Here is an 18,105-nt window from a genome sequence, read left to right as displayed (position 1 = left end):
GCGATCATGCCCGACCACGACGGCGCCGCTGCGGCCACCGCGCGGTTGCTGGCGCCAGGTAGGACAGGGAAAAGGCGCCCAGGGCAAGGGTCGAGAACACGAAGGACAGCCCGGCCACGGGGCCGCGCCCAGGGATCGCCAGCCACGCGAATTCGATCGCCTTGCCGGCCAGCACGGAGATGCACGCCAGCGCCAGCGCACGCGGCGATTTGCGAACCTGGGTAAAAAGCAGCGCCAGCAGCGGTATCCCGCCAAAGGCACCCGCCAGAGCCAGCAGCCAGGGCCATTGCCCGGTCGACCGCATCGCGTACCAGCGGGCACCCTCCGGCAGGTTGCCCGACCAGGTGATGAGGTAGGGCATGAACTGGAAATAGAGCCAGAGCAGCAGGAACACGAGCAGGAGCGCGCCGAGCATTGCCGGGGCGGTGGACGAAGCTCCAAACCTCTGAGCGCCGGGTTCGGGCCGGCTCACAAGCCGCACGAGCAGGATCGTCGCGTAGGCAGTGCAGGTTTCCAGCGCGAGGACTTGCAGCCCGAAGCCGGACGAATGGAAATCGACGTCCAGCGACATCAGCCAGTCGACCGCCATCAGCGATCCTCCCAGCACCAGCACGATCAGCGCGAGCGCACAGATCCCCTGCGAAGCCCGGCCTCCGACGAGCGCGCGGGCAATGACGCCCAGCGCGCCGAACCACAGGACGGTACGCAAGACAAACGGCACCGGGCTGAGCCAGAAGCGCTGGAATGCCGTTGCCGGCGTCACGCTCATCCAGTCGTAGATCGCGCCGATCCCCAGCAGCACGGGCACGAAGGCCACGATCGCCAGCGTCCACAGCCCGATCGCGGCCTCGCAACTGTCGCGCAGTTGCCCCTCCCACTGCCCTTTCACCAGCGGCATCATCGCCAGCAGGATCAGCCCGCCCACCGGAATGCCCTGAAGCAGGACGGCCGCCGCCAGCCAGCCGGTCAACCCGGCCCTAGGCGCTTCGACAATGCAGGCGATCGCCCCCAGCACGCCGACGATGCCAAGGCCCGGCAATCCGAAGGCACGCAGCGTTTCAGGGAGCCGCATGGACGCTCTCCTCCTCGCTGCCCGGCTTTTGGCCGGTGGCCTGCAGCGCGCGAATATAGGCGGCAATGGCCCAGCGATCGCGCGGCGGCACGCGGTCTGCGAAGGAATACATGACGCCATAGCCCTGGGTCATGACAGCATAGAAGTGACCGTCAGCTGCCTCAACCAAGCGTTTCTCATGGAAATCCGGCGGCCGGGGAAAGCCGCGCGCCGGCACGATCCCATCACCGGACCCATCGCGGCCGTGGCAGGGCACGCAGAAGATCGCGAAACGCTCGCGCCCGCGCTCTACAAGCGCGCGGTTCATCGCCGGGCGCTGCTCACTTGCCATTCGGGCGGCATCCTCGCGCGAGAGGGTGCCTTCAGGCGCGCGCTGCATTGCCATGCCGTTGCCGAACAGGCCCGCAGGCTCGTACGAATCGTATCGCGCTTGCTGCACCATGTTTTTCCCGCAAGCAGCCAGCAGCACAAGGGCAAGAGGCATCAGGCGCCTCACGATGCTTCGCTTTCGGCCACGTCGGTCACCTCGTCGGCCTTGAGGCGCCACAGCGCGGCACGGGCCTCTTCGGACGACGGGCCGCCCTGCCCGATGAATACCGCCAGGAAGAAACGATCGTCGCTGGCAAGGCCGAAGCGTTCGGCATCGAACAATGGATGATGGAGGCGTGGCAGGCGATTGGCCGAAAACATCGCGCCGATCCCGCCGAATACCGCGAAGAGGATCATGAGTTCGAAGGTGATCATCAGGAACGCCGGTACCGCAACCAGCGGGCGGCCGCCGATATCGAGAGGAAAATCGCGCGTGGCCGCTGCCTGCATGGCAAAACCCGCCACGGCGCCTACCGCGCCCCAGATCAGGAAGGAGCGCGGCACCCGCGTTTCGTGCCAGCCCAGCGCTTCGGCCAGGCCGTCCAGCGGAAAGGGCGAGAAGACTTCGACCCGCCAGCCCTGTTCGCGCAGCGTGCCGGCGGCGCCGAGAAGCGCGTCCGCCTCCGAAAACTCGCCGAGGACGGCGTAGGGGATGCTGCGCTCAGCCATCGCCGGCCTCGATCCGCTCCTTGATCTCGAAGACGGAGATAACCGGCAGGAAGCGCACGAAGAGCAGCAGGGCACTCAGGAACAGGCCTATGAATCCGGCATAGAGCGACCAGTCCCAGAACGTGGGATGGAACAGGTTGATCGAGGAATCGAGCCAGTCCCGATAGAGCGAAGTGACCAGCAGCATGTACCGTTCGCACCACATGCCCACCGCCACGCAAAGGCAGACAAGGAACGCCGTCACCGGCGATACGCGCCACTTTCGCCACCACAGCAGTTGCAGGGGCACGAAGTTGAACAGGATCGCGCCCCAGAAGGTCCAGGCATAGGGCCCGGCATAGCGGTCCTGAAGCGTCTCAAGCTCGTAACCGCCGCCGTAAAAGGCCGTGAACACCTCCATGACATAGCCGTATCCGGTCATCAGCCCGGTCGCGAGTGTCATCCGCCCCAGCATGTCGAGGTGCCGCGCGGTCACGAGGTCTTGCAGGCGCAGCATGTGCCGCAGCACGATGGCGATCATCGTCACCACCGCGAAACCCGAAAAGGCCGCACCCAGCACGAAGTAGGCGGGAAAGACCGTCGAGTTCCATCCCGGGATCGGGCCTGCGGCAAAGAGCATCGAAATCTCGGAGTGGACCGAGACGACCAGCGGCACGGCAATCGCGGCGGTTATCACATAGGCCTGCCGCCAGCGCAGCCAGTGCCGCCCGGCACCCCGCCAGCCCAATGCCAGCAAGCCGTAGAACACCTGCCATCGCCGCTTCGTCGCCCGATCGCGCGCAGAGGCAAGATCGGGGATGATGCCGATGTACCAGAACGCGGCCGAAACCAGCAGATAGGTGAGCACCGCGAAGAAATCCCAGGTCAGCGGGCTGCGGAACTGCGGCCAGATATCCATGGTGTTGGGATACGGCGCCATCCAGTAGAAATACCAGGGACGCCCGAGGTGGATGATCGGATAGAGACCGCCACAAGCAACGGCGAACAGGGTCATCGCCTCGGCAAAACGGTTGAGCGAATTGCGCCAGCCCTGCTGAAGCAACAGCAGCATTGCCGAAATCAACGTGCCGGCATGGCCGATGCCGATCCACCAGATGTAGTTCGCGATCGGAAAGCCCCAGCCGACCGGGATGTTGTTGCCCCACACGCCCGGCCCGTTCACCAGCACCATCCCGGCAGAGACGAACAGCAGCAGCGTCATTGTGCCGGTGACCGCGAACATGATCCACCAGGTGCGCGGCGCGGGAAAGCGCAAGGGAATGGTGATCACTTCTCCCGTAACGCGGCGGAAGGTCTCGTTCCGGCTCATGCCTTGCCCTTCCCGCTTCTGATCCGTGCACCGTAAGTCGTTCGCGGGCGGGTATTCGCCTCTTCGAGCAATGCGTAGTCGCGCCCGTCCGCCTTGCGGCGGCTGACGGCACTCTCCCGCTGGGACAGGTCTCCGAAAACGATGGCCTGGGTCGGGCAGGCCTGCTGGCACGCGGTCAGCACCTCGCCATCGCGCAACGGGCGGTTTTCCTTGTCCGCCGCGATACGCGCCTGTGTAACCCGCTGGATGCAGTAAGTGCACTTTTCCATGACGCCGCGATCCCGCACGGTGACTTCGGGGTTGCGCTGCGCCTTCAATTCCTCGGGTGCCTTGCGCGTATAATCCAGCCAGTTGAAACGCCGCACCTTGTAGGGACAATAGGCCGAGCAGGTGCGCGTGCCGATGCAGCGGTTGTAGACCTGCAGATTGAGCCCGTCAGGGCTGTGGAGAGTGGCATTGACCGGGCAGCCCATCTCGCAAGGGGCATCCTCGCAATGCATGCAGGGCACGGGCTGGAAGCGATGCTCGGGGGTTTCGGGCGGGCCTTCGTAATACCGGTCGATCCGCAGCCAGTGCATCTCGCGGCCCTTTGCCACCTGTTCCTTCCCGACCATCGGCACGTTGTTTTCCGCAACACATGCAGTGGCGCAGGCGTTGCAGCCGATGCAGAGGTCAAGATCGATCGCCATGGCCCAGGCCGGCTCGTCCGGCACGCGCTCCTGAGGGGGATAGAAATTCGCCTGCTCCCGCTTGGGCGGCAGGCTCTCACCCGGTTCGCCGACCTCTCGCACCCACTCGTGCCCGCCAAGCGCCCAGTGGGTCTGCGTGCAGGCGAGCGCACGTTTGCCACCAAGCTTGCGCAGCTGTGCCCCGCTCCGATATCCGGGCGAGGCGGAGGATTGCAGCGCATGGGCATCGAAGCCGCAACCCAGCGCCACCTCACCACCGGCGCGGCGCCCATACCCGAGATGGAGCAGGATCGTCTGCGGGGCTTGCCCGGGCACGATCCAGACTGGCCCTTCGATGCGCGCGTCGCCGATGCGGACTTCGACGAGGTCTTCATTCTCCAGCCCTTCGGCTTGCGCCATCTGGGGAGAGACATGGACGGCATTGTCCCAGGTCAGCTTGGTCAGCGGCTTGGGCATTTCCTGAAGCCAGGGATTGCCGGCGAGGCTGCCGTCATGAACGGTGGGATCGAGGCGGAACAGAACGTCATAGCCCGGCGGGGCGTCGCGCACCGGCTCGGCAACAGGCGCTGGCATGGACGGAGCAACGGCGACGCCTTTGCCATGTCCACACTCTTCGATAATTCCGCCAAGCAACATCGCCTGCCAGCCCGCATCGTCTGCGGCACTTTCCCCCCAGGTATCGCGCACGAAATCGCGCCCGCGCGTCGCCTCCTGCGCGCCCAGCAGCAGGCCGACGATCTCATGGCGCGAACGGACGTCGAGAAACGGCCGCACCATCGGCTGAACCACGCTAGCAGAGCCTTCGGCGCAGCGCACGTCGCTCCAGCTTTCGAGCAGATGCGCCAGCGGCAGGTGCCAGTGGCAAAGGCGGGCGGTCTCGTCGCGATGGAGCCCGGCATGAATGCGCAGCGCCACTTTGCCCAGCGCCTGCGCGAACGCCAGATCGGGCGCCGCAGTATAGACCGGGTTTGCATCCAGGACGAGCAGCGCCCCTACCGTGCCGCCGCGCATCGCCCTTGAGAGCGATACCACGTCTTCGGGCACAGGATCCTCTACCCGGCGGCTCCATTGACCGGATTGCCCGCCGTTCCCCAGAGCGACATTCAGCGCCGCGACCCGCTCCTGAACCCGCCGACCGTGCCGGGCACCGACCAGCAGCACCCCTTGGCCCCGGTTCGCCTCCAACAAGGCAGCGGCCTGATCCGCCCAGCCCGTTTCCTGCGGCGAGAGCCCTTCGACTGCGGCGCCCGCGATCCGCCTCTCCAGCGCAGCGAGCAGCGGCTCGATGCGGCCATGCGCTACCACCAGTCGCTCCTGCGCCATTGTCCCCGTCAGGGTGGGGGTGGGTTCGGCAACCATCAGCGCGGCGCTCCCCTGCCCTTGCTGGAATGCCCGGCGACGGCTAGCCCAGCCTTGCGCATGCCATGTCTGCAGGGGTCCATTCCCCAGCGGATCGGCATCGAGGCACACCAGCGCCTCCGTCCGGTCGAGGTGCAGCACGCTCTCGGCCGGAGCATTGGCCGAATGAAGGCCGTCCGACGCGGGCGCATGGACATGCCAGTGCATGCCCGGCCAACGCGCCTTCATCGCCGCAATCTGGCGCAGCAGGGTCGGCGATCCCACCGGCCCGGTGAGCAGCCGGAAACCTTCCCCTCCCCGCGCGTCCAGCCGCTGACGCAAGTCCCGGATCGCAAGCGCCGCGGCACCCCAGTCCGCAGTCTCGCGGCCTTTCTGCGGCGCGGCGCTGCGGAAGGGATCGTAGAGACCTAGCAGCGCCGCTTGGGTAAAGGCATCGGTGGCGCCGCCGCTTGCCGGATGCCGGGGATTTCCCTCCAGCTTGATCGGGCGCCCATCGCGGCAGGTACCGATGATCGGCTGCCCCACGCCATCAAGCTCCACTGCGCTTGCGTAGTGACGCACGTTGCCCGGCTCGCTGCCTTCCGGCATACGCGCCATCGGATAGGCGTCCTCGTCAGCCTTGCGCTCGCATCCATCCAGCCCGGCAAGCGCAATGGCACCGGCCAGAAATTGGAAAGCTCCCCTACGGTCCGTTTCCGGCCGCAGCCGCGCCAGCATCGGAAATTCGCGGGCGATGCGCTCTTGCATGTCCGGCATTTGCAGCCGGTCCTCAAGGGCTCGCCACTGGGTCATCGGTGGCACAGTCCGCAATTGTCGAGCCGGCCGGGCACGATATGGAAGCGCGCCAGCGCCGCATTGCCGTAGCGCGTGGCTATGTCCTTGTTCCAGCCGCGCCAGTCCATCCGGGTGACCTGCTCGGGCGGGCGCAAGTTGGGTGCGGGATTGCGATGGCAGTCCAGGCAGAACTGCATCTGCAGTGCCTTGGCACGATAGGTCAGCGGCATCTCGTCAAGCCGCCCATGGCATTCCACGCAGGCCACGCCGCGCTGCACATGGATCGAATGATCGAAATAGACATAGTCCGGCAATTGCGCGACGCGGTGCCAGCGCAGCGGGCGATCAAGAGCAAAGCTGCGGCGAACAGGCGCCAACATCGGTGCGTCGGTCCATATCTGGGAATGACAGGTCATGCAGACTTGCGTGGCGGGAAGGCCGGCATCGGCTGATGTCTCGACACTGCTGTGACAGTAACGGCAATCGATGCCCAATTCGCCCACGTGGTGCTTGTGGCTGAACGGCACCTCCTGATCGCGGAACCAGCCGACTTGCGTCGCGTAGCCGGAGTTGGCGTAGCCGGCCGCCGCCAATGCGCCGCAGACCAGCAGGAACAGCACGCCGACCATGCCGAACCGCAGCCAAGTATCTGCCGAAGGCGAGAAGACCTGCAATGCGCGCGTGATCCCTGCCAGTGAACTTTCGCCATAGGCAACCGATCGATGGGCGCACGGTTCCCGGTTGCTGCCATGACGGCGCCTCAAGCCATCCCGTTGCCGATGGAGGGAGGCCCGCTCGGCACAGGAAACTGCCCTTGCAGCCCCCGGAACGGGCACGCACCCGCTTTTTCGATCCCGGCACGATCAGGCGGGCGATCCACCGGCTTTGGACAGGCGGGCCTCCCCCTCGTCCTCGCCATCCCGGTAACGCGCCCGCTCGCCGGCCACCTCGACCTGAAGATCCCGGGCGAATGCCTTGCTGCCACCAGCGCTCCTTGGTCCAGTGCTCGGCATAGCGGTTCTTGTCGCGCGCCGGCATCGCACGTGATCATCCGGGTATTCTTCGGAACGTCCGGCAGGATCGACCCGGCTCCCAACTTTACCCTAACTCTGGTGGGGATGAAGGGACCGATGAGGTGTTGGAATGCACTAAAGCAGTTTGTCCAGCGTAATGGGCAAATCGCGTACCCGCTTGCCCGTGGCGTTGTAGATTGCATTGGCCACCGCCGCTCCCGTACCGGTGATGCCGATTTCTCCGATCCCACGCGCGCCCATCGGCGCGTGCGGATCGGGAATGTCGGTCCAGATCACCTCGATGTCCGGCACGTCCATGTGCACGGGTACGTGGTATTCGGATAGGCTGGGGTTCATCACGCGCCCGTTGCGTTCGTCGAACTGAGCCTCCTCCATCAACGCGAGGCCCAGTCCCATGATGATACCGCCCCGAAACTGGCTGGCGGCGGTCTTGGGGTTGAGAATTCGGCCGCAGTCGAACGAGCCCAGGAAGCGGCTGACCCGCGGCTCGCCGGTAACCGCATTAACCCGCAATTCGCAGAACATTGCGGCGTGGCTGTGCATCGACCAGTGCATCGTCTCAAGCGGTGGCGGCCCTTCCGCCTCAACGCTGATGCACTCCTGCCGCGCCCGCGACAGGATCGAGGCATAGCTTTCATGACGCGTGGGCTCATCGCTTTTGCACAGACCCTGGTCGCGGCTGATCACCTCGTCCGGCTTGAGGCCCGCGAGCGGGGAATCGTTGCCGGCCAGCTTGAGCAAAGCCTTCACCAGTTCGCGATGCGCCGCTCCCACCGACGCGCCGATCGCGGCCGTCTGCTGCGAGCCGCCGGCGAGTACGACGCCCGGCAACGTGGAATCGCCGTAATGGAACTCCACCGCCGCAATGGGCAGGCCGAGCCGCTCGGCGGCGACCTGGGTCTGCGCGGTGGCGGTGCCCATGCCCATCTCGTGCGCGGCGATATCGACCACGGCCCGACCCTCACCAGTCAGAGTGATCCGCGCGGCCCCTCCGGCCATGCGGTAATAGGGATAAGTCGCGGTGGCGCAGCCCATGCCGATCAGCCATTCGCCCTCGCGCCGCGCACCGGGATGTGGATTGCGTCGATCCCAGCCGAAACGCTGCGCGCCCGCACGCCAGGCCTCGACGATATGGCGTGAGGAGAACGGCAAGCCTGAGCCCGGGTCCTTTTCCGGCTCGTTGCGGATACGCAGTTCGACCGGATCCATTCCTAGCACTTCGGCAAGTTCATCCATCGCGCTTTCCAGCCCGAATGTGCCGACCGACTCTCCTGGAGCGCGCATGAACGTGTTGGCCAGCATGTCGAGTTCCACCGTCTGCACATCCAGTTTCAGCGTCTCGGAAGCGTAAGCGCTACGCGTGGGCAGGATGAAAGGCTCCGGCATGGCGTTGGTGGCCGTCTTCACCGTGAGACCCGTATGGATCAATGCCTTGAGACGTCCGTCCCGATCCGCGCCAAGGGCGACGCGTTGCTCGGTCGGTGAGCGACCGCCGACCACGCGGTAGACACCCTCGCGCGAAAGGACCAGGCGCACCGGACGGCCGCACATTCTTGCGGCCATCGCGGCCAGAACCTGATGCTGCCACAGACACTTGCCACCAAACCCGCCGCCCACGAAGGGTGAGGTGATGATGACCTTGTCTTCCGGCATGTCGAACATGCTGGCGATCGACCAGGCCGTATGCGCAACCAGTTGCGACGCATCGTGGATGCGCAGCACATCGCCCTGCCATGCAACAGTGACCCCGTGCAGTTCGATGGCGTTGTGATTGTGGCGCGGGGTCGAGTAGATAGCGTCCACCTTTGCGTCTGCCTGCGCCAGCGCCGCTTCCGCGTCGCCGCGCTCATCATGAAGCGGCTGCCCCATGAACATGGCGGGCTTCATGCCCCTCGCTCGCGCTTCGGCGAGCCCGGTAAGCGCGGGGGTCTCTTGATAGGCGACCTCGACAAGCGAGGCTGCGTGGTTGGCCTGTTCCTGCGTCTCGGCCAGCACTACGGCGACGGGCTGACCATTCCAGTTGATCTCCCCGCCCTGCATGATCGGCAGGCTGTCCCCGTTGGCCGCCTTGGGCGCCGACATGAAGACCGGTGGCGGTGCAAGACGAGGAGCGTTGCGGTGGTCCATGACCGCGACGACGCCGGGCGCGCACCGTGCATGCGCCGTTTCCAGCGCGGCGATCCGTCCTTTGGGGATCGTACTGAACACCAACGCGGCGTAGACCATGTGCTCTATGGGAAATTCCGCCGCGAAAGTTGCCCTCCCCGTCACTTTGAGCGGGCCATCGATGCGCGATAGCGGCTTGCCGACATGGCCATAGCGTTCGCGGATCAGAGGATCCGGATCGCCGCCCGGAATCCAACTGTCGGGAGCAAGCGCAACTGCCTTTGCCATGATACCCTGCATGGCGCCCTGAACTGCCTGCTTGGCGTCGTCCGCGATGCTCATGCGTCTTCTCCGGCAAGTTCCTTAAGGACGGCGACCAGCGTGCGGCGCGCAAGCTCGATCTTGAAGGCATTGCCGGAAAGCGGCTTTGCCCCCGCCAGTTCTGCATCCGCTGCCGCAATGAATGACGCAGCGGTCGCGGGTGCGCCGCGCAGCGCGGTCTCGGCCCGCTCCGCTCGCCATGGTTTAGGGGCCACGCCGCCCAGCGCGATCCGTACGTCGCGCACTTGCCCGCCCTCGACTTCCAGCGCTGCCGCTACCGAGACGAGTGCAAAGGCGTAGCTCGAACGGTCACGCACCTTTCGATAGGCGGAACGCGCGGCGAAGGGGAGCGCCGGCAACTCGATCGCAGTGATCAGTTCGCCCGGTTCCAGCACGGTCTCGATGTCCGGACGCTCGGCCGGCAGGCGATGCAGATCCGTCAGCGCCAGACGGCGCTCGCCGTCAGCCCCTCTTAAATGGACCACGGCATCCAGTGCCGCGAGGGCGACGCACATGTCCGACGGGTGGACTGCTACGCAAGCGGTAGAGGCGCCCAGAATTGCGTGGTTGCGGTTAAACCCTTCCATCGCATCGCACCCATCGCCGGGCCGACGCTTGTTGCAATGCGATCCCGCCGCGTCATAGAAGTAAGAACACCGCGTGCGCTGGAGGATGTTGCCGCCTACGGTCGCCATATTGCGGATCTGCGCGCTGGCACCGGCCACGATGGCTCGGACAAGCATCGGATAGCGGTGGCGGACCAGCCGGTTTTCAGCAACGGCCGTGTTGCGCGCCGCCGCACCGATTAACAGCCCGCCATCGGGCAACTCGGCGATTGTCTCCGACAACCCAGTAACGTCTACCAGCCGCTCCGGCCGCTCGATCGTCTCGCGCATCAAATCGACGAGGTTGGTGCCGCCTCCCAGGTACTTCGCGCCTGTCCCACCGCCTTGCCGGACTGCGTCTGTCGCATCGGCGGCGCGGGCGTAGGTGAACGGCGTCATTCGACTGCCTCTGGCAGCGGGCCTTCCACATAAGTCTCGGCTATGGCCGCCACAATACCGTTGTAAGCACCGCAGCGGCACAAGTTGCCGCTCATTCGCTCGCGCAATTCACCGGGGGTAAGCGCGATCGACTCGGCCTCTAGATCGAGAGTCAGGTGGCTCGGCACCCCGCGTCCGATCTCCGCCACCATGCCAAGGACGGAGCAAATCTGGCCTGGCGTGCAATAGCCGCACTGGAATCCGTCATGATCGACGAAGGCCTGCTGCAAGGGGTGTAAATGCCCGGGTTGGCCCACTCCCTCTATCGTGGTCACCGACCGACCCTGGAGTTGCACCGCCAGCGAAAGGCATGAGAGGATCCGCTGACCATCCACGAGAACGGTGCAGGCGCCGCAGGCTCCCTGATCGCAGCCCTTCTTGGTGCCTGTAAGGTGAAGGTGGTCGCGCAGATAATCGAGAAGCGAAACGCGCGGATCCCGCGGCATTTCAACGGCGCTGCCATTGACGGTCATGTTCATCGCCATCGACCTTTCTGGTCCGACGCCGCCCAATCGGAATGTCGAACCTGGAAAATCAACTCGGATCCACGAAGATTGTGCCCGATAAAACCGCCGGACCATTAGCCCGCGCCGCGCACTGAGGGGGACATTCGATCCTTGCTCCGCAGCCTTCAGTGGTCTCCTCGGTGGGCTTCGGATCGCCGTGAGCGTCGTATCCGCCGGAGCCCCTCGGTCTGTTCCTTTTCCCCTTCCACCACCAGATCGGGGCGCGGTGACAATTCACCGGCAAGACGTTTGGCATAGCCTTTGAAGATCGAAGCAACGCCCTTTGCAGTCTCCTTTTCGTTTCGTTCGGTCATGTTTCCATCCTTTTTTCAGCCCCGCCCTGCTCGCCGTCGTCCAAAGAAACGCCAGGCGTGATCTTGAGAGTCGACGGCGCATACCGTCTTGGTGACGGCAACCTGCCTTTCGGCGAACGCCTGTTTCAGGACCGCGATTATCGGATCGCTGGAGGAAACGCTCCTTCGGTTCTGATTTCAGTGTACAGTTGATTGCCTGCGCCTTGATGGCCGTCGGCGATCTTGTCGGTTGCGGACCCGCACCTGGGTCCCCGCCTTTGCAAATACAACGTCTGGGCCGCGGATAGGTTCGCGCCAACAACGGGGCGGCACCTTCAATGCGATGGAACTGCCGCCATTTGCCGCCAGTCGATCAGCCGACCCCTTCCTTTATGGGGCTCGGAGCAGCGACGATCGATGCCGTTTCCTCATTCGGCAAGCCTGGGGTGAATGCTCTCCTCGAAGAAGCGGATGAAGCCTCGCTGATCCGGCCCGATGCCTGTCAGCACGATGTGATCGAAGCCGGCATCGAGAGCTTTCCGGATCGCTTCCAAGTGCTTGTCCGGATCCGGGCCGACGGGGATGGTCTCGGCAAGATCCTCAGGTCGCACGAACTTCGTCGCCGTCTCGAAACCTTCGACAGTCGGAATTTCGCTATTTACCGACCAGTCGAATGCCGAAAAGCGGAAGCGCTCATGCGCGATCTTGCGCCCCTCGTCCTCGGTTGGCGCGTAAGCCAGAGCGACCTCGACATATTTGGGGCCATTGGAAAATCCATTCGCGATTTCAGGTGAAGGGTCGGTTGTCATGATTCCGTCCGCCTTCGAAACGGCGAGCGCGATCGATGCAGGCCCGCTCACTCCCAGGATGATCGGGATGGGCTCATTCGGCCGGTCGAAAATTTGCGCGTGATCGACCGTGAAGTAACTACCCTGATAGTTGTGTGCCCCTTCGCCCCACAAAAGGCGGAATATTTCGACGGCCTCCTCCAGCATGGCGTGACGCTCGGGAATCGAAGGCCAATGTTCTCCTGTAACATGCTCATTGAGCCGCTCGCCGGCGCCAATGGCGAGCGAGAAGCGATTGTCGCTCATCACTGCAATTGTCGCTGAGGCTTGAGCGATGATGGCAGGATGATAGCGGATGATCGGACAGGTCAGGCCGGTGGTGATCCCGACGCGCGATGTGCCGTGCGCAATCGCCCCCAAAACACTCCAGGCGAAGGATGCATGACCCTGGTCGAACAGCCACGGGTGATAGTGATCGGAGATTGATACGAAATCGAAGCCTGCCGCTTCTGCCGCGATCGCATTTTCCACGAGCGATTTGGGACCGTGTTCCTCGCTCATGAGCTTGTATCCGAAACGCGCCATCGATCGTCTCCCTGTCAGTCCTGCATCCAACGCTCGCGCAACCGGAACGGTTCAGCGAGGCGACGATCCGTGTGGGGCTCGGTGTGAATTCTTGTCCGTCGACCTGGCCGATGCCGGGAACCACTTTCTCGTACTTGATGCGCTTGCCGGAGGGCTCATGGATCTGGTTGAAAGCGATAGTCGCTCCGCTCTTGGTCGCTGAATAGACCTCGACCGGGATCGAGACCAACGCCAGACGAATCTGGCCTCTCCAATAGGGGCGTGCCGGCATCGCAACTTCCTTCCAAATCCTAGCCAGAAAGCCCAGACCGACGTCCACGTTCCAGTATTTGCCGTCGATTATTTGAAGCGTTAGCTCGCTGGCGTGAAGCCGAGAATCCTGGAAACCTTATGGGTTTCCGATGTCGATATCGCTTATAACCTCCACTCGTCCGGCAGTCGTCGTTGCGAAGCGCGCTGCCAACAAAGGAGCGGTTCAGGCGATTAGCAATGTCCGTGCGCCCCGGTCCTATCGCTATCTATCCGTTCCGGTGTCGGTGCGGCCATCACATCGCGCGCGGCCGACTTGCGGCGCGGGGGAACGCCAAAGTCACGCGACACACAGGGGCTTTCGGCATGACGGGGCTGGCTGGCATCGGGCTTGTCCCGGATCGGTGGATAGGCGGGCCTGGGGGCGAGACTGGCGCTTGGGATGGGACCTGGGTCGGTCGGGTGCGTGGAACGGGGTGCGGTCATGATACGAGCCTCGAAGAAATCCTGAATACAGGCAGAACGAAATCGACACCCCTTGCGTTCCTGTGAGACCCGCTGCCGTCGGCACAATCCCTCGCAAAGGCAATCAGGCAAGCGCATCTCGGTCCGGATCGCGACCGTGCCTACGATCGAGCCAGCGCATGGCCGGGGTTACTGTCAATCCGTGCAGCAGAATGGAAATCAATATCGCAAGCCCCACAATCGCCCAGAGCCGCTCGGGATCCGGCGTTTGCATATGGTTTAGCCCGTAGGCCAGATAGTAGATTGAGCCGACGCCGCGAATGCCGAAGAAGGCCAGGGCCCATCGCTCCGTTTTTTGGGCCGCCAGCCCCGCCAAGCCCAGAATGCCCGTCAAAGGACGTACGATAAATATCGCCAGTGCAACGAACAGCACGTCCGTCACGCGCAGCGGTGCCAGCAGGCCATGCATGACCGCGCTGCCACAAAGCAGTAGCAGCGTCATCATCGCCAGCCGCTCCACCTGTTCGGTGAGTTCGTGCATATCGACGTTGAAAGTATGCTCTCGGTGTGAGGCGCGCAGCGTCATGGCCGTGACGAAGACGGCGAGAAAGCCGTAGCAGTGGACGATCTCGCCCAGGCCGTAGGAGACGAATGTCGCAGATAAGGCGATCAACCCATCGCCGGTCCTGGCCAGGCTCTTGCCCCGGGGTCGGTGGAAGGTCAGCCAGCCAAACAACTTGCCGACCAGCCAGCCCACCACGATGCCTGCGGCAATTCCCCATAGGACATGCACGGAAACCCAGTGCGCGGCCCATGCCTTGCCCGACGCCGCAAGCGCGCCCAGTGCAATTGCCAGGTGGACGAAGGGAAAGGCCAGGCCATCATTCAGGCCGGCCTCCGATGTCAGGCCGAAGCGGACTTCATCTTCCTCCTCGGTTTGCGGCGGCCCGACCTGGACATCGGCCGCCAGAACCGGATCGGTCGGCGCCAGGCTTGCCGCAAGCAGCAAAGCGACGGGCCAGCTGAGGGCGAGGAGAGTTCCGCCCAGAACCGTCAGCACGGCAATGCCGAGCGGCATGGTGATGGCCAGCAATCGCCAGGTGACAGCCCAGCGCGGCAGGCTGAACGGCCGGTCGAGCTTCAGGCCCGCCCCCATCAGCGCGATAATCACCACGAATTCGGAGAACCGTTCGGCAAGCAGCGGCTGGTCGAGCGGAGACACTCGCAGACTGACACGCGGCAGCGTCGAGATCGCCGCCCCCAGTCCGATGCAGACAATCGGCAGCGATAGCGGCAGCTTCCTGAGGGCCCGGGGCAACCAGGTGACGAGCGCAACGAGAATGCCCGCGCCGGTCACGACCAGGATGTATGGATCGGGTGCGGGGAACGGGAAGTTCATCATGCTGCAACGCACGGCCGGCCCTGTCGTTCGGCCGGACAGGTCCGAACGGTACCCTAGCGGGCTCGGCCGGCGGCGACATCAGTGGCGCCGGTAGTGCGCAATGCTTTCGCGACAAGGTCGGTCTCAGCCTCGTTCATATCGACCGAAACCATTCAGCTGCCCTTGGCAGGACGCTTAGCTCGTGTGCGGATGGCCAGGATGGCCGCTCTCGACGTCAGGCACCGGCGTTTCCGTCGCCGGCGCTGTTACAGTCTCCGCAAGGATCTATGAAAATGTCGGCACACTCGATCCCGTAGTCCTGGATGAGATGCTGTACCCCCAGTTCCACGTCCCTTCGGCTGGGGGAAGAAGGCTGTGATCGTAATGGCCAAGGCTTTGTTCCATTGTTGCCTCTTATCAGTGCCGGTCAGCGGCCAAAGATCCGGAATGGCCGTTGGTTTACCGCGTGCCCGTCCCTTCCGTGGTACGGGCACTCGTCTGGCGTTCCAGTTCTGAATTGAGTTCGGCACCCAGCACCAGCACGTAGGACGATAGATATAGCCAGGTCAGTAAAACTATCACTGCGGCGAGGGATCCGTAAGTAGCGCCGTAATCGGTGAAATTGGCGACGTACACGCCGAAGCTTGCCGTCATCGCCAGCCACAGGACCGCTGCGCCGACCGACCCTGGGGTCAGCCACGACCAACGCGCCCGGTGGCGAGAGGGCGCGAAGCGGTACAGAGTCGCCGCGCCGGCGGCACCGGCCAGCACGAGGACGACGTAAGAAAGGATCTTGCCCGCGACGAGAGCGTACCAGGGCAGCCAGGGCAGCAGGTCCTCCAGATGTCCCAGACTGGCGATCGCAATCACCGCGAGGATGCCGACCGCGACCGCACCCGCCGTGATGGCGAGTGCAAGCAGGTTGATCCAGATGAAGTTGCGCCGCTCCTGCACCTCGTAGGCGATGTTGAGCGCGGTGATGATGCTGGCAGCGCCGTTACGCGCGCCGAACAGGGCGAGCGCCAGCGCAAGGACCAGCCCTAGCCCCTTCTTCTCACCCGACGTACGCTCGATGTTCAGAAGCTGGTCGCCAATCAGGGCGGCTGCATCCTTGGGCAGCACCTCGCTCATACTGGTGACGTGCCGAACGATGTCCTGGGGATCGGCGATCAGCCCATAGGAGAGGATCGCCGCGCCCAGTAGCGGCACGAGTGCGAGAAACCCGTAGAAGGCGACGCCCGCAGCGACCAGGCTGACATTGTCGACGCCAGTTTCCTTCCAGGTCCTGACGAACACCGCCCTCCAATCCCGCCATGACAGGCGCCACGCGGATGTCGCGTGCGACTGCCCCCCTTGCAGGTTCATGCGAGCGGTGCCGGGCAAAGCGAAAATCGGAGGGCCAGTAGTGATCTCCCTGTCTCTCGCCGACCGCGCGGCGTGTGCGTTCAGAGCGGTAACGCCGCCTGTCGGTGCAGCGTTCCGCTCTGGTCCGGCAGCCTAACTATTCCCGCTCGTCACGCGCCCGAAACAACCGCAGCAGCATCGCCCGAGCCCGCACTGAGACAGGCGCGACGAGGATGCCAAATTTTTTCATTCGACACGGACGCGCCGCGACTGTGCGTCAGGGGCCGGGATAATCCGCCCCTCGACCGCACGATGGTCGACGAGTTTGAGAAATCTGCATCTTCCGCAAATCTTCAGCCGGCCGATGACAGTGAGGCATTCTACCTCGTCCAAAATGGAAATTGCGACCGATTTGCGCAGTCCCGCGCCGAAGTGGGGATAGCGGAACGTTTCTGCGGCGTTCAGCAACCAGAGCGCGGAGAAACACCTCCGCGCTTCCTCGAAAAGCTGATGGAGAGCAGAAATGGGCCAACGAGACGAAGCTTACCGGAACCGCCTGTCAGGGAGTTATTCCATAAATTCCGATATCGGCGCCATGCCCCGTCAGCAGAGGGAGCAACGGCCCAGTCCGCCACGGCAGGCAGGAGACTACCTTGACCAAGGCGAACGCGCCGACTTGCGCTCCGGTGGATCCTATCGCCAGAACCGCGACCCTGACGGATGGAATTCGGTCGAGCGCAACGAATATGGCGAATGGCGGTCTTATGGGGAAGAGCGCGGGTTCTTCGAACGCGCTAGCGACGAGGTCGCCAGCTGGTTCGGCAACGACGATGCCGCGCGACGCCGCGAAAACGATCACCGCGAAAACGGTCGCCGAGAGAAAGACTATCGCGGCCGCGGGCCTTCGGACTACACGCGGTCCGACGAACGCATCCGCGAGGATGCCAACGAACGCCTGACCGCCGACTGGCAGATCGATGCCAGCCACGTCAAGGTCAGCGTATCCGGCGGCGAAGTCACGCTGGAGGGACAGGTGGCCAGCCGACCGGAAAAGCGCCGGGCCGAGGATATTGCGCACGACATATCCGGAGTGAAGCACGTCCAGAACAACTTGCGCGTAGGCCCCGGCATCCGCTTGGGCGACACGGGATCGGAAACGATCGCCGGGACTAGGTCGGAACCGGGCGTATCCACCAGCTGAAGGCGCGTCGGCGCATAAGCGAGGACGCGCGGGTACAGCCCCTCGCGCGTCCGATTCGCTCAGGTTCTTTGGGACCCTCTCCCCCTCCCCTCGCCGAAGAAGACGCGCAGATGCGAACCTGACCAACCGCTTTACGCCCAAAGCGTTTCCCGAGCAGAAGCACCGCCGGGCAGCGCCCCAGTGCACCGCGCACCCGCCCCAGATTGCGGCGCGATGACTTATCGCAGGAGCTGCCGCCTGCAGCTAGGAAAACGATGGGGACCGGCGGCGATAGCGAGATTGGAACTGCGGCGACGCTCGCCTTCTGCCGCGACGAGACGGCGGTTCCGATCAACCATTGCCCGACAGAAGCGCCTGGCGCACAACATATCGGCAACTTGCTGCGGGGCGAGGATTGCGTCATCGTCGATCGCCGTCGGAGGAGCATGGCTAGCCTCTATGCCGTGATCGATCTTGCGAAAGTTTATGATCAGATCATTCATCTTAAGGTCGAGCGAGTGTCGCAGTGAAGACCATCTGAAACGAAGTTGCCCGATCGCAACGTTTTC

Annotated in this window: 15 protein-coding genes and 1 pseudogene; 2 read left to right on the top strand and 14 right to left on the bottom strand. The window is 64.1% G+C overall.

Annotated features, from left to right (window positions below; translation table 11 throughout):
• Positions 1 to 4 precede the first annotated feature (4 nt).
• The 14 genes and pseudogenes from WBP06_RS03990 to WBP06_RS03925 form a co-directional block, all read right to left on the bottom strand.
• A complete protein-coding gene (locus WBP06_RS03990) occupies positions 5 to 1,072 on the bottom strand; it encodes a hypothetical protein (RefSeq protein WP_395332071.1) in 1,068 nt (355 codons plus the stop codon).
• Positions 1,059 to 1,556, bottom strand: a complete 498-nt coding sequence (locus tag WBP06_RS03985; protein ID WP_395332069.1) for a c-type cytochrome — start codon at positions 1,554 to 1,556, stop codon at positions 1,059 to 1,061. The genes WBP06_RS03990 and WBP06_RS03985 overlap by 14 nt, the downstream gene beginning before the upstream one ends.
• Positions 1,557 to 1,564: 8 nt before the next feature.
• Positions 1,565 to 2,110, bottom strand: a complete 546-nt coding sequence (locus WBP06_RS03980) for a DUF3341 domain-containing protein (protein WP_395332067.1) — start codon at positions 2,108 to 2,110, stop codon at positions 1,565 to 1,567.
• On the bottom strand, positions 2,103 to 3,419 hold the full coding sequence (nrfD, locus tag WBP06_RS03975; RefSeq protein WP_395332065.1) for an NrfD/PsrC family molybdoenzyme membrane anchor subunit: 1,317 nt from the start codon (positions 3,417 to 3,419) through the stop codon (positions 2,103 to 2,105). The genes WBP06_RS03980 and nrfD overlap by 8 nt, the downstream gene beginning before the upstream one ends.
• Positions 3,416 to 6,223 (bottom strand): 4Fe-4S dicluster domain-containing protein, encoded by a 2,808-nt coding sequence (locus WBP06_RS03970; protein ID WP_395332063.1) that lies wholly within the window; start codon positions 6,221 to 6,223, stop codon positions 3,416 to 3,418. Before WBP06_RS03970 ends, nrfD begins: the two co-directional genes overlap by 4 nt.
• Before the next feature lie 32 nt (positions 6,224 to 6,255).
• A complete protein-coding gene (locus tag WBP06_RS03965; RefSeq protein WP_395332061.1) occupies positions 6,256 to 6,915 on the bottom strand; it encodes a cytochrome c3 family protein in 660 nt (219 codons plus the stop codon).
• A 474-nt stretch (positions 6,916 to 7,389) separates the two neighbouring features.
• Entirely contained in the window at positions 7,390 to 9,723 is a 2,334-nt protein-coding gene (locus tag WBP06_RS03960) for a xanthine dehydrogenase family protein molybdopterin-binding subunit (protein ID WP_395332059.1), read from the bottom strand.
• Positions 9,720 to 10,706, bottom strand: a complete 987-nt coding sequence (locus WBP06_RS03955) for an FAD binding domain-containing protein (protein ID WP_395332057.1) — start codon at positions 10,704 to 10,706, stop codon at positions 9,720 to 9,722. Before WBP06_RS03955 ends, WBP06_RS03960 begins: the two co-directional genes overlap by 4 nt.
• Positions 10,703 to 11,224: a 2Fe-2S iron-sulfur cluster-binding protein gene (locus WBP06_RS03950; protein ID WP_395334027.1), complete on the bottom strand. Its 522-nt coding sequence runs from the start codon at positions 11,222 to 11,224 to the stop codon at positions 10,703 to 10,705. The genes WBP06_RS03955 and WBP06_RS03950 overlap by 4 nt, the downstream gene beginning before the upstream one ends.
• Positions 11,225 to 11,376: 152 nt before the next feature.
• Positions 11,377 to 11,565, bottom strand: a complete 189-nt coding sequence (locus WBP06_RS03945; protein ID WP_395332055.1) for a hypothetical protein — start codon at positions 11,563 to 11,565, stop codon at positions 11,377 to 11,379.
• A gap of 407 nt (positions 11,566 to 11,972) precedes the next feature.
• Complete coding sequence (locus WBP06_RS03940) at positions 11,973 to 12,917, bottom strand: TIGR03557 family F420-dependent LLM class oxidoreductase (RefSeq protein ID WP_395332053.1); 945 nt, start codon at positions 12,915 to 12,917, stop codon at positions 11,973 to 11,975.
• 88 nt (positions 12,918 to 13,005) lie between these two features.
• Positions 13,006 to 13,188 (bottom strand): annotated as a pseudogene (locus tag WBP06_RS03935) (Ku protein); the annotation flags it as partial.
• A gap of 567 nt (positions 13,189 to 13,755) precedes the next feature.
• Positions 13,756 to 15,033 (bottom strand): cation:proton antiporter, encoded by a 1,278-nt coding sequence (locus WBP06_RS03930; protein ID WP_395332051.1) that lies wholly within the window; start codon positions 15,031 to 15,033, stop codon positions 13,756 to 13,758.
• Positions 15,034 to 15,471: 438 nt separating this feature from the next.
• A complete protein-coding gene (locus WBP06_RS03925) occupies positions 15,472 to 16,308 on the bottom strand; it encodes a YihY/virulence factor BrkB family protein (protein WP_395332049.1) in 837 nt (278 codons plus the stop codon).
• 724 nt (positions 16,309 to 17,032) lie between these two features.
• Here WBP06_RS03925 and WBP06_RS03920 point away from each other — a divergent pair.
• Together WBP06_RS03920 and WBP06_RS03915 are read left to right on the top strand one after the other, a co-directional pair.
• Entirely contained in the window at positions 17,033 to 17,557 is a 525-nt protein-coding gene (locus WBP06_RS03920) for a BON domain-containing protein (RefSeq protein ID WP_395332047.1), read from the top strand.
• A 254-nt stretch (positions 17,558 to 17,811) separates the two neighbouring features.
• A complete protein-coding gene (locus WBP06_RS03915) occupies positions 17,812 to 18,066 on the top strand; it encodes a hypothetical protein (RefSeq protein WP_395332045.1) in 255 nt (84 codons plus the stop codon).
• Positions 18,067 to 18,105 lie beyond the last annotated feature (39 nt).

It is taken from the genome of Novosphingobium mississippiense, assembly GCF_044029535.1.
In the GTDB taxonomy this organism is placed as follows: domain Bacteria; phylum Pseudomonadota; class Alphaproteobacteria; order Sphingomonadales; family Sphingomonadaceae; genus Novosphingobium.
Note: the sequence above shows the minus strand (reverse complement) of the source record. Positions and strands in the feature narration are given on the sequence as shown.

What these genes read in the sequence shown, in the direction of transcription:
- WBP06_RS03950 (WP_395334027.1), bottom strand. Translation starts at nt 11,224, where the DNA reads ATGAACATGACCGTCAATGGCAGCGCCGTTGAAATGCCGCGGGATCCG.
- WBP06_RS03985 (WP_395332069.1), bottom strand. Translation starts at nt 1,556, where the DNA reads ATGCCTCTTGCCCTTGTGCTGCTGGCTGCTTGCGGGAAAAACATGGTG.
- WBP06_RS03980 (WP_395332067.1), bottom strand. Translation starts at nt 2,110, where the DNA reads ATGGCTGAGCGCAGCATCCCCTACGCCGTCCTCGGCGAGTTTTCGGAG.
- WBP06_RS03930 (WP_395332051.1), bottom strand. Translation starts at nt 15,033, where the DNA reads ATGATGAACTTCCCGTTCCCCGCACCCGATCCATACATCCTGGTCGTG.
- WBP06_RS03945 (WP_395332055.1), bottom strand. Translation starts at nt 11,565, where the DNA reads ATGACCGAACGAAACGAAAAGGAGACTGCAAAGGGCGTTGCTTCGATC.
- nrfD (WP_395332065.1), bottom strand. Translation starts at nt 3,419, where the DNA reads ATGAGCCGGAACGAGACCTTCCGCCGCGTTACGGGAGAAGTGATCACC.
- WBP06_RS03970 (WP_395332063.1), bottom strand. Translation starts at nt 6,223, where the DNA reads ATGCCGGACATGCAAGAGCGCATCGCCCGCGAATTTCCGATGCTGGCG.
- WBP06_RS03915 (WP_395332045.1), top strand. Translation starts at nt 17,812, where the DNA reads ATGGGGACCGGCGGCGATAGCGAGATTGGAACTGCGGCGACGCTCGCC.
- WBP06_RS03990 (WP_395332071.1), bottom strand. Translation starts at nt 1,072, where the DNA reads ATGCGGCTCCCTGAAACGCTGCGTGCCTTCGGATTGCCGGGCCTTGGC.
- WBP06_RS03960 (WP_395332059.1), bottom strand. Translation starts at nt 9,723, where the DNA reads ATGAGCATCGCGGACGACGCCAAGCAGGCAGTTCAGGGCGCCATGCAG.
- WBP06_RS03940 (WP_395332053.1), bottom strand. Translation starts at nt 12,917, where the DNA reads ATGGCGCGTTTCGGATACAAGCTCATGAGCGAGGAACACGGTCCCAAA.
- WBP06_RS03955 (WP_395332057.1), bottom strand. Translation starts at nt 10,706, where the DNA reads ATGACGCCGTTCACCTACGCCCGCGCCGCCGATGCGACAGACGCAGTC.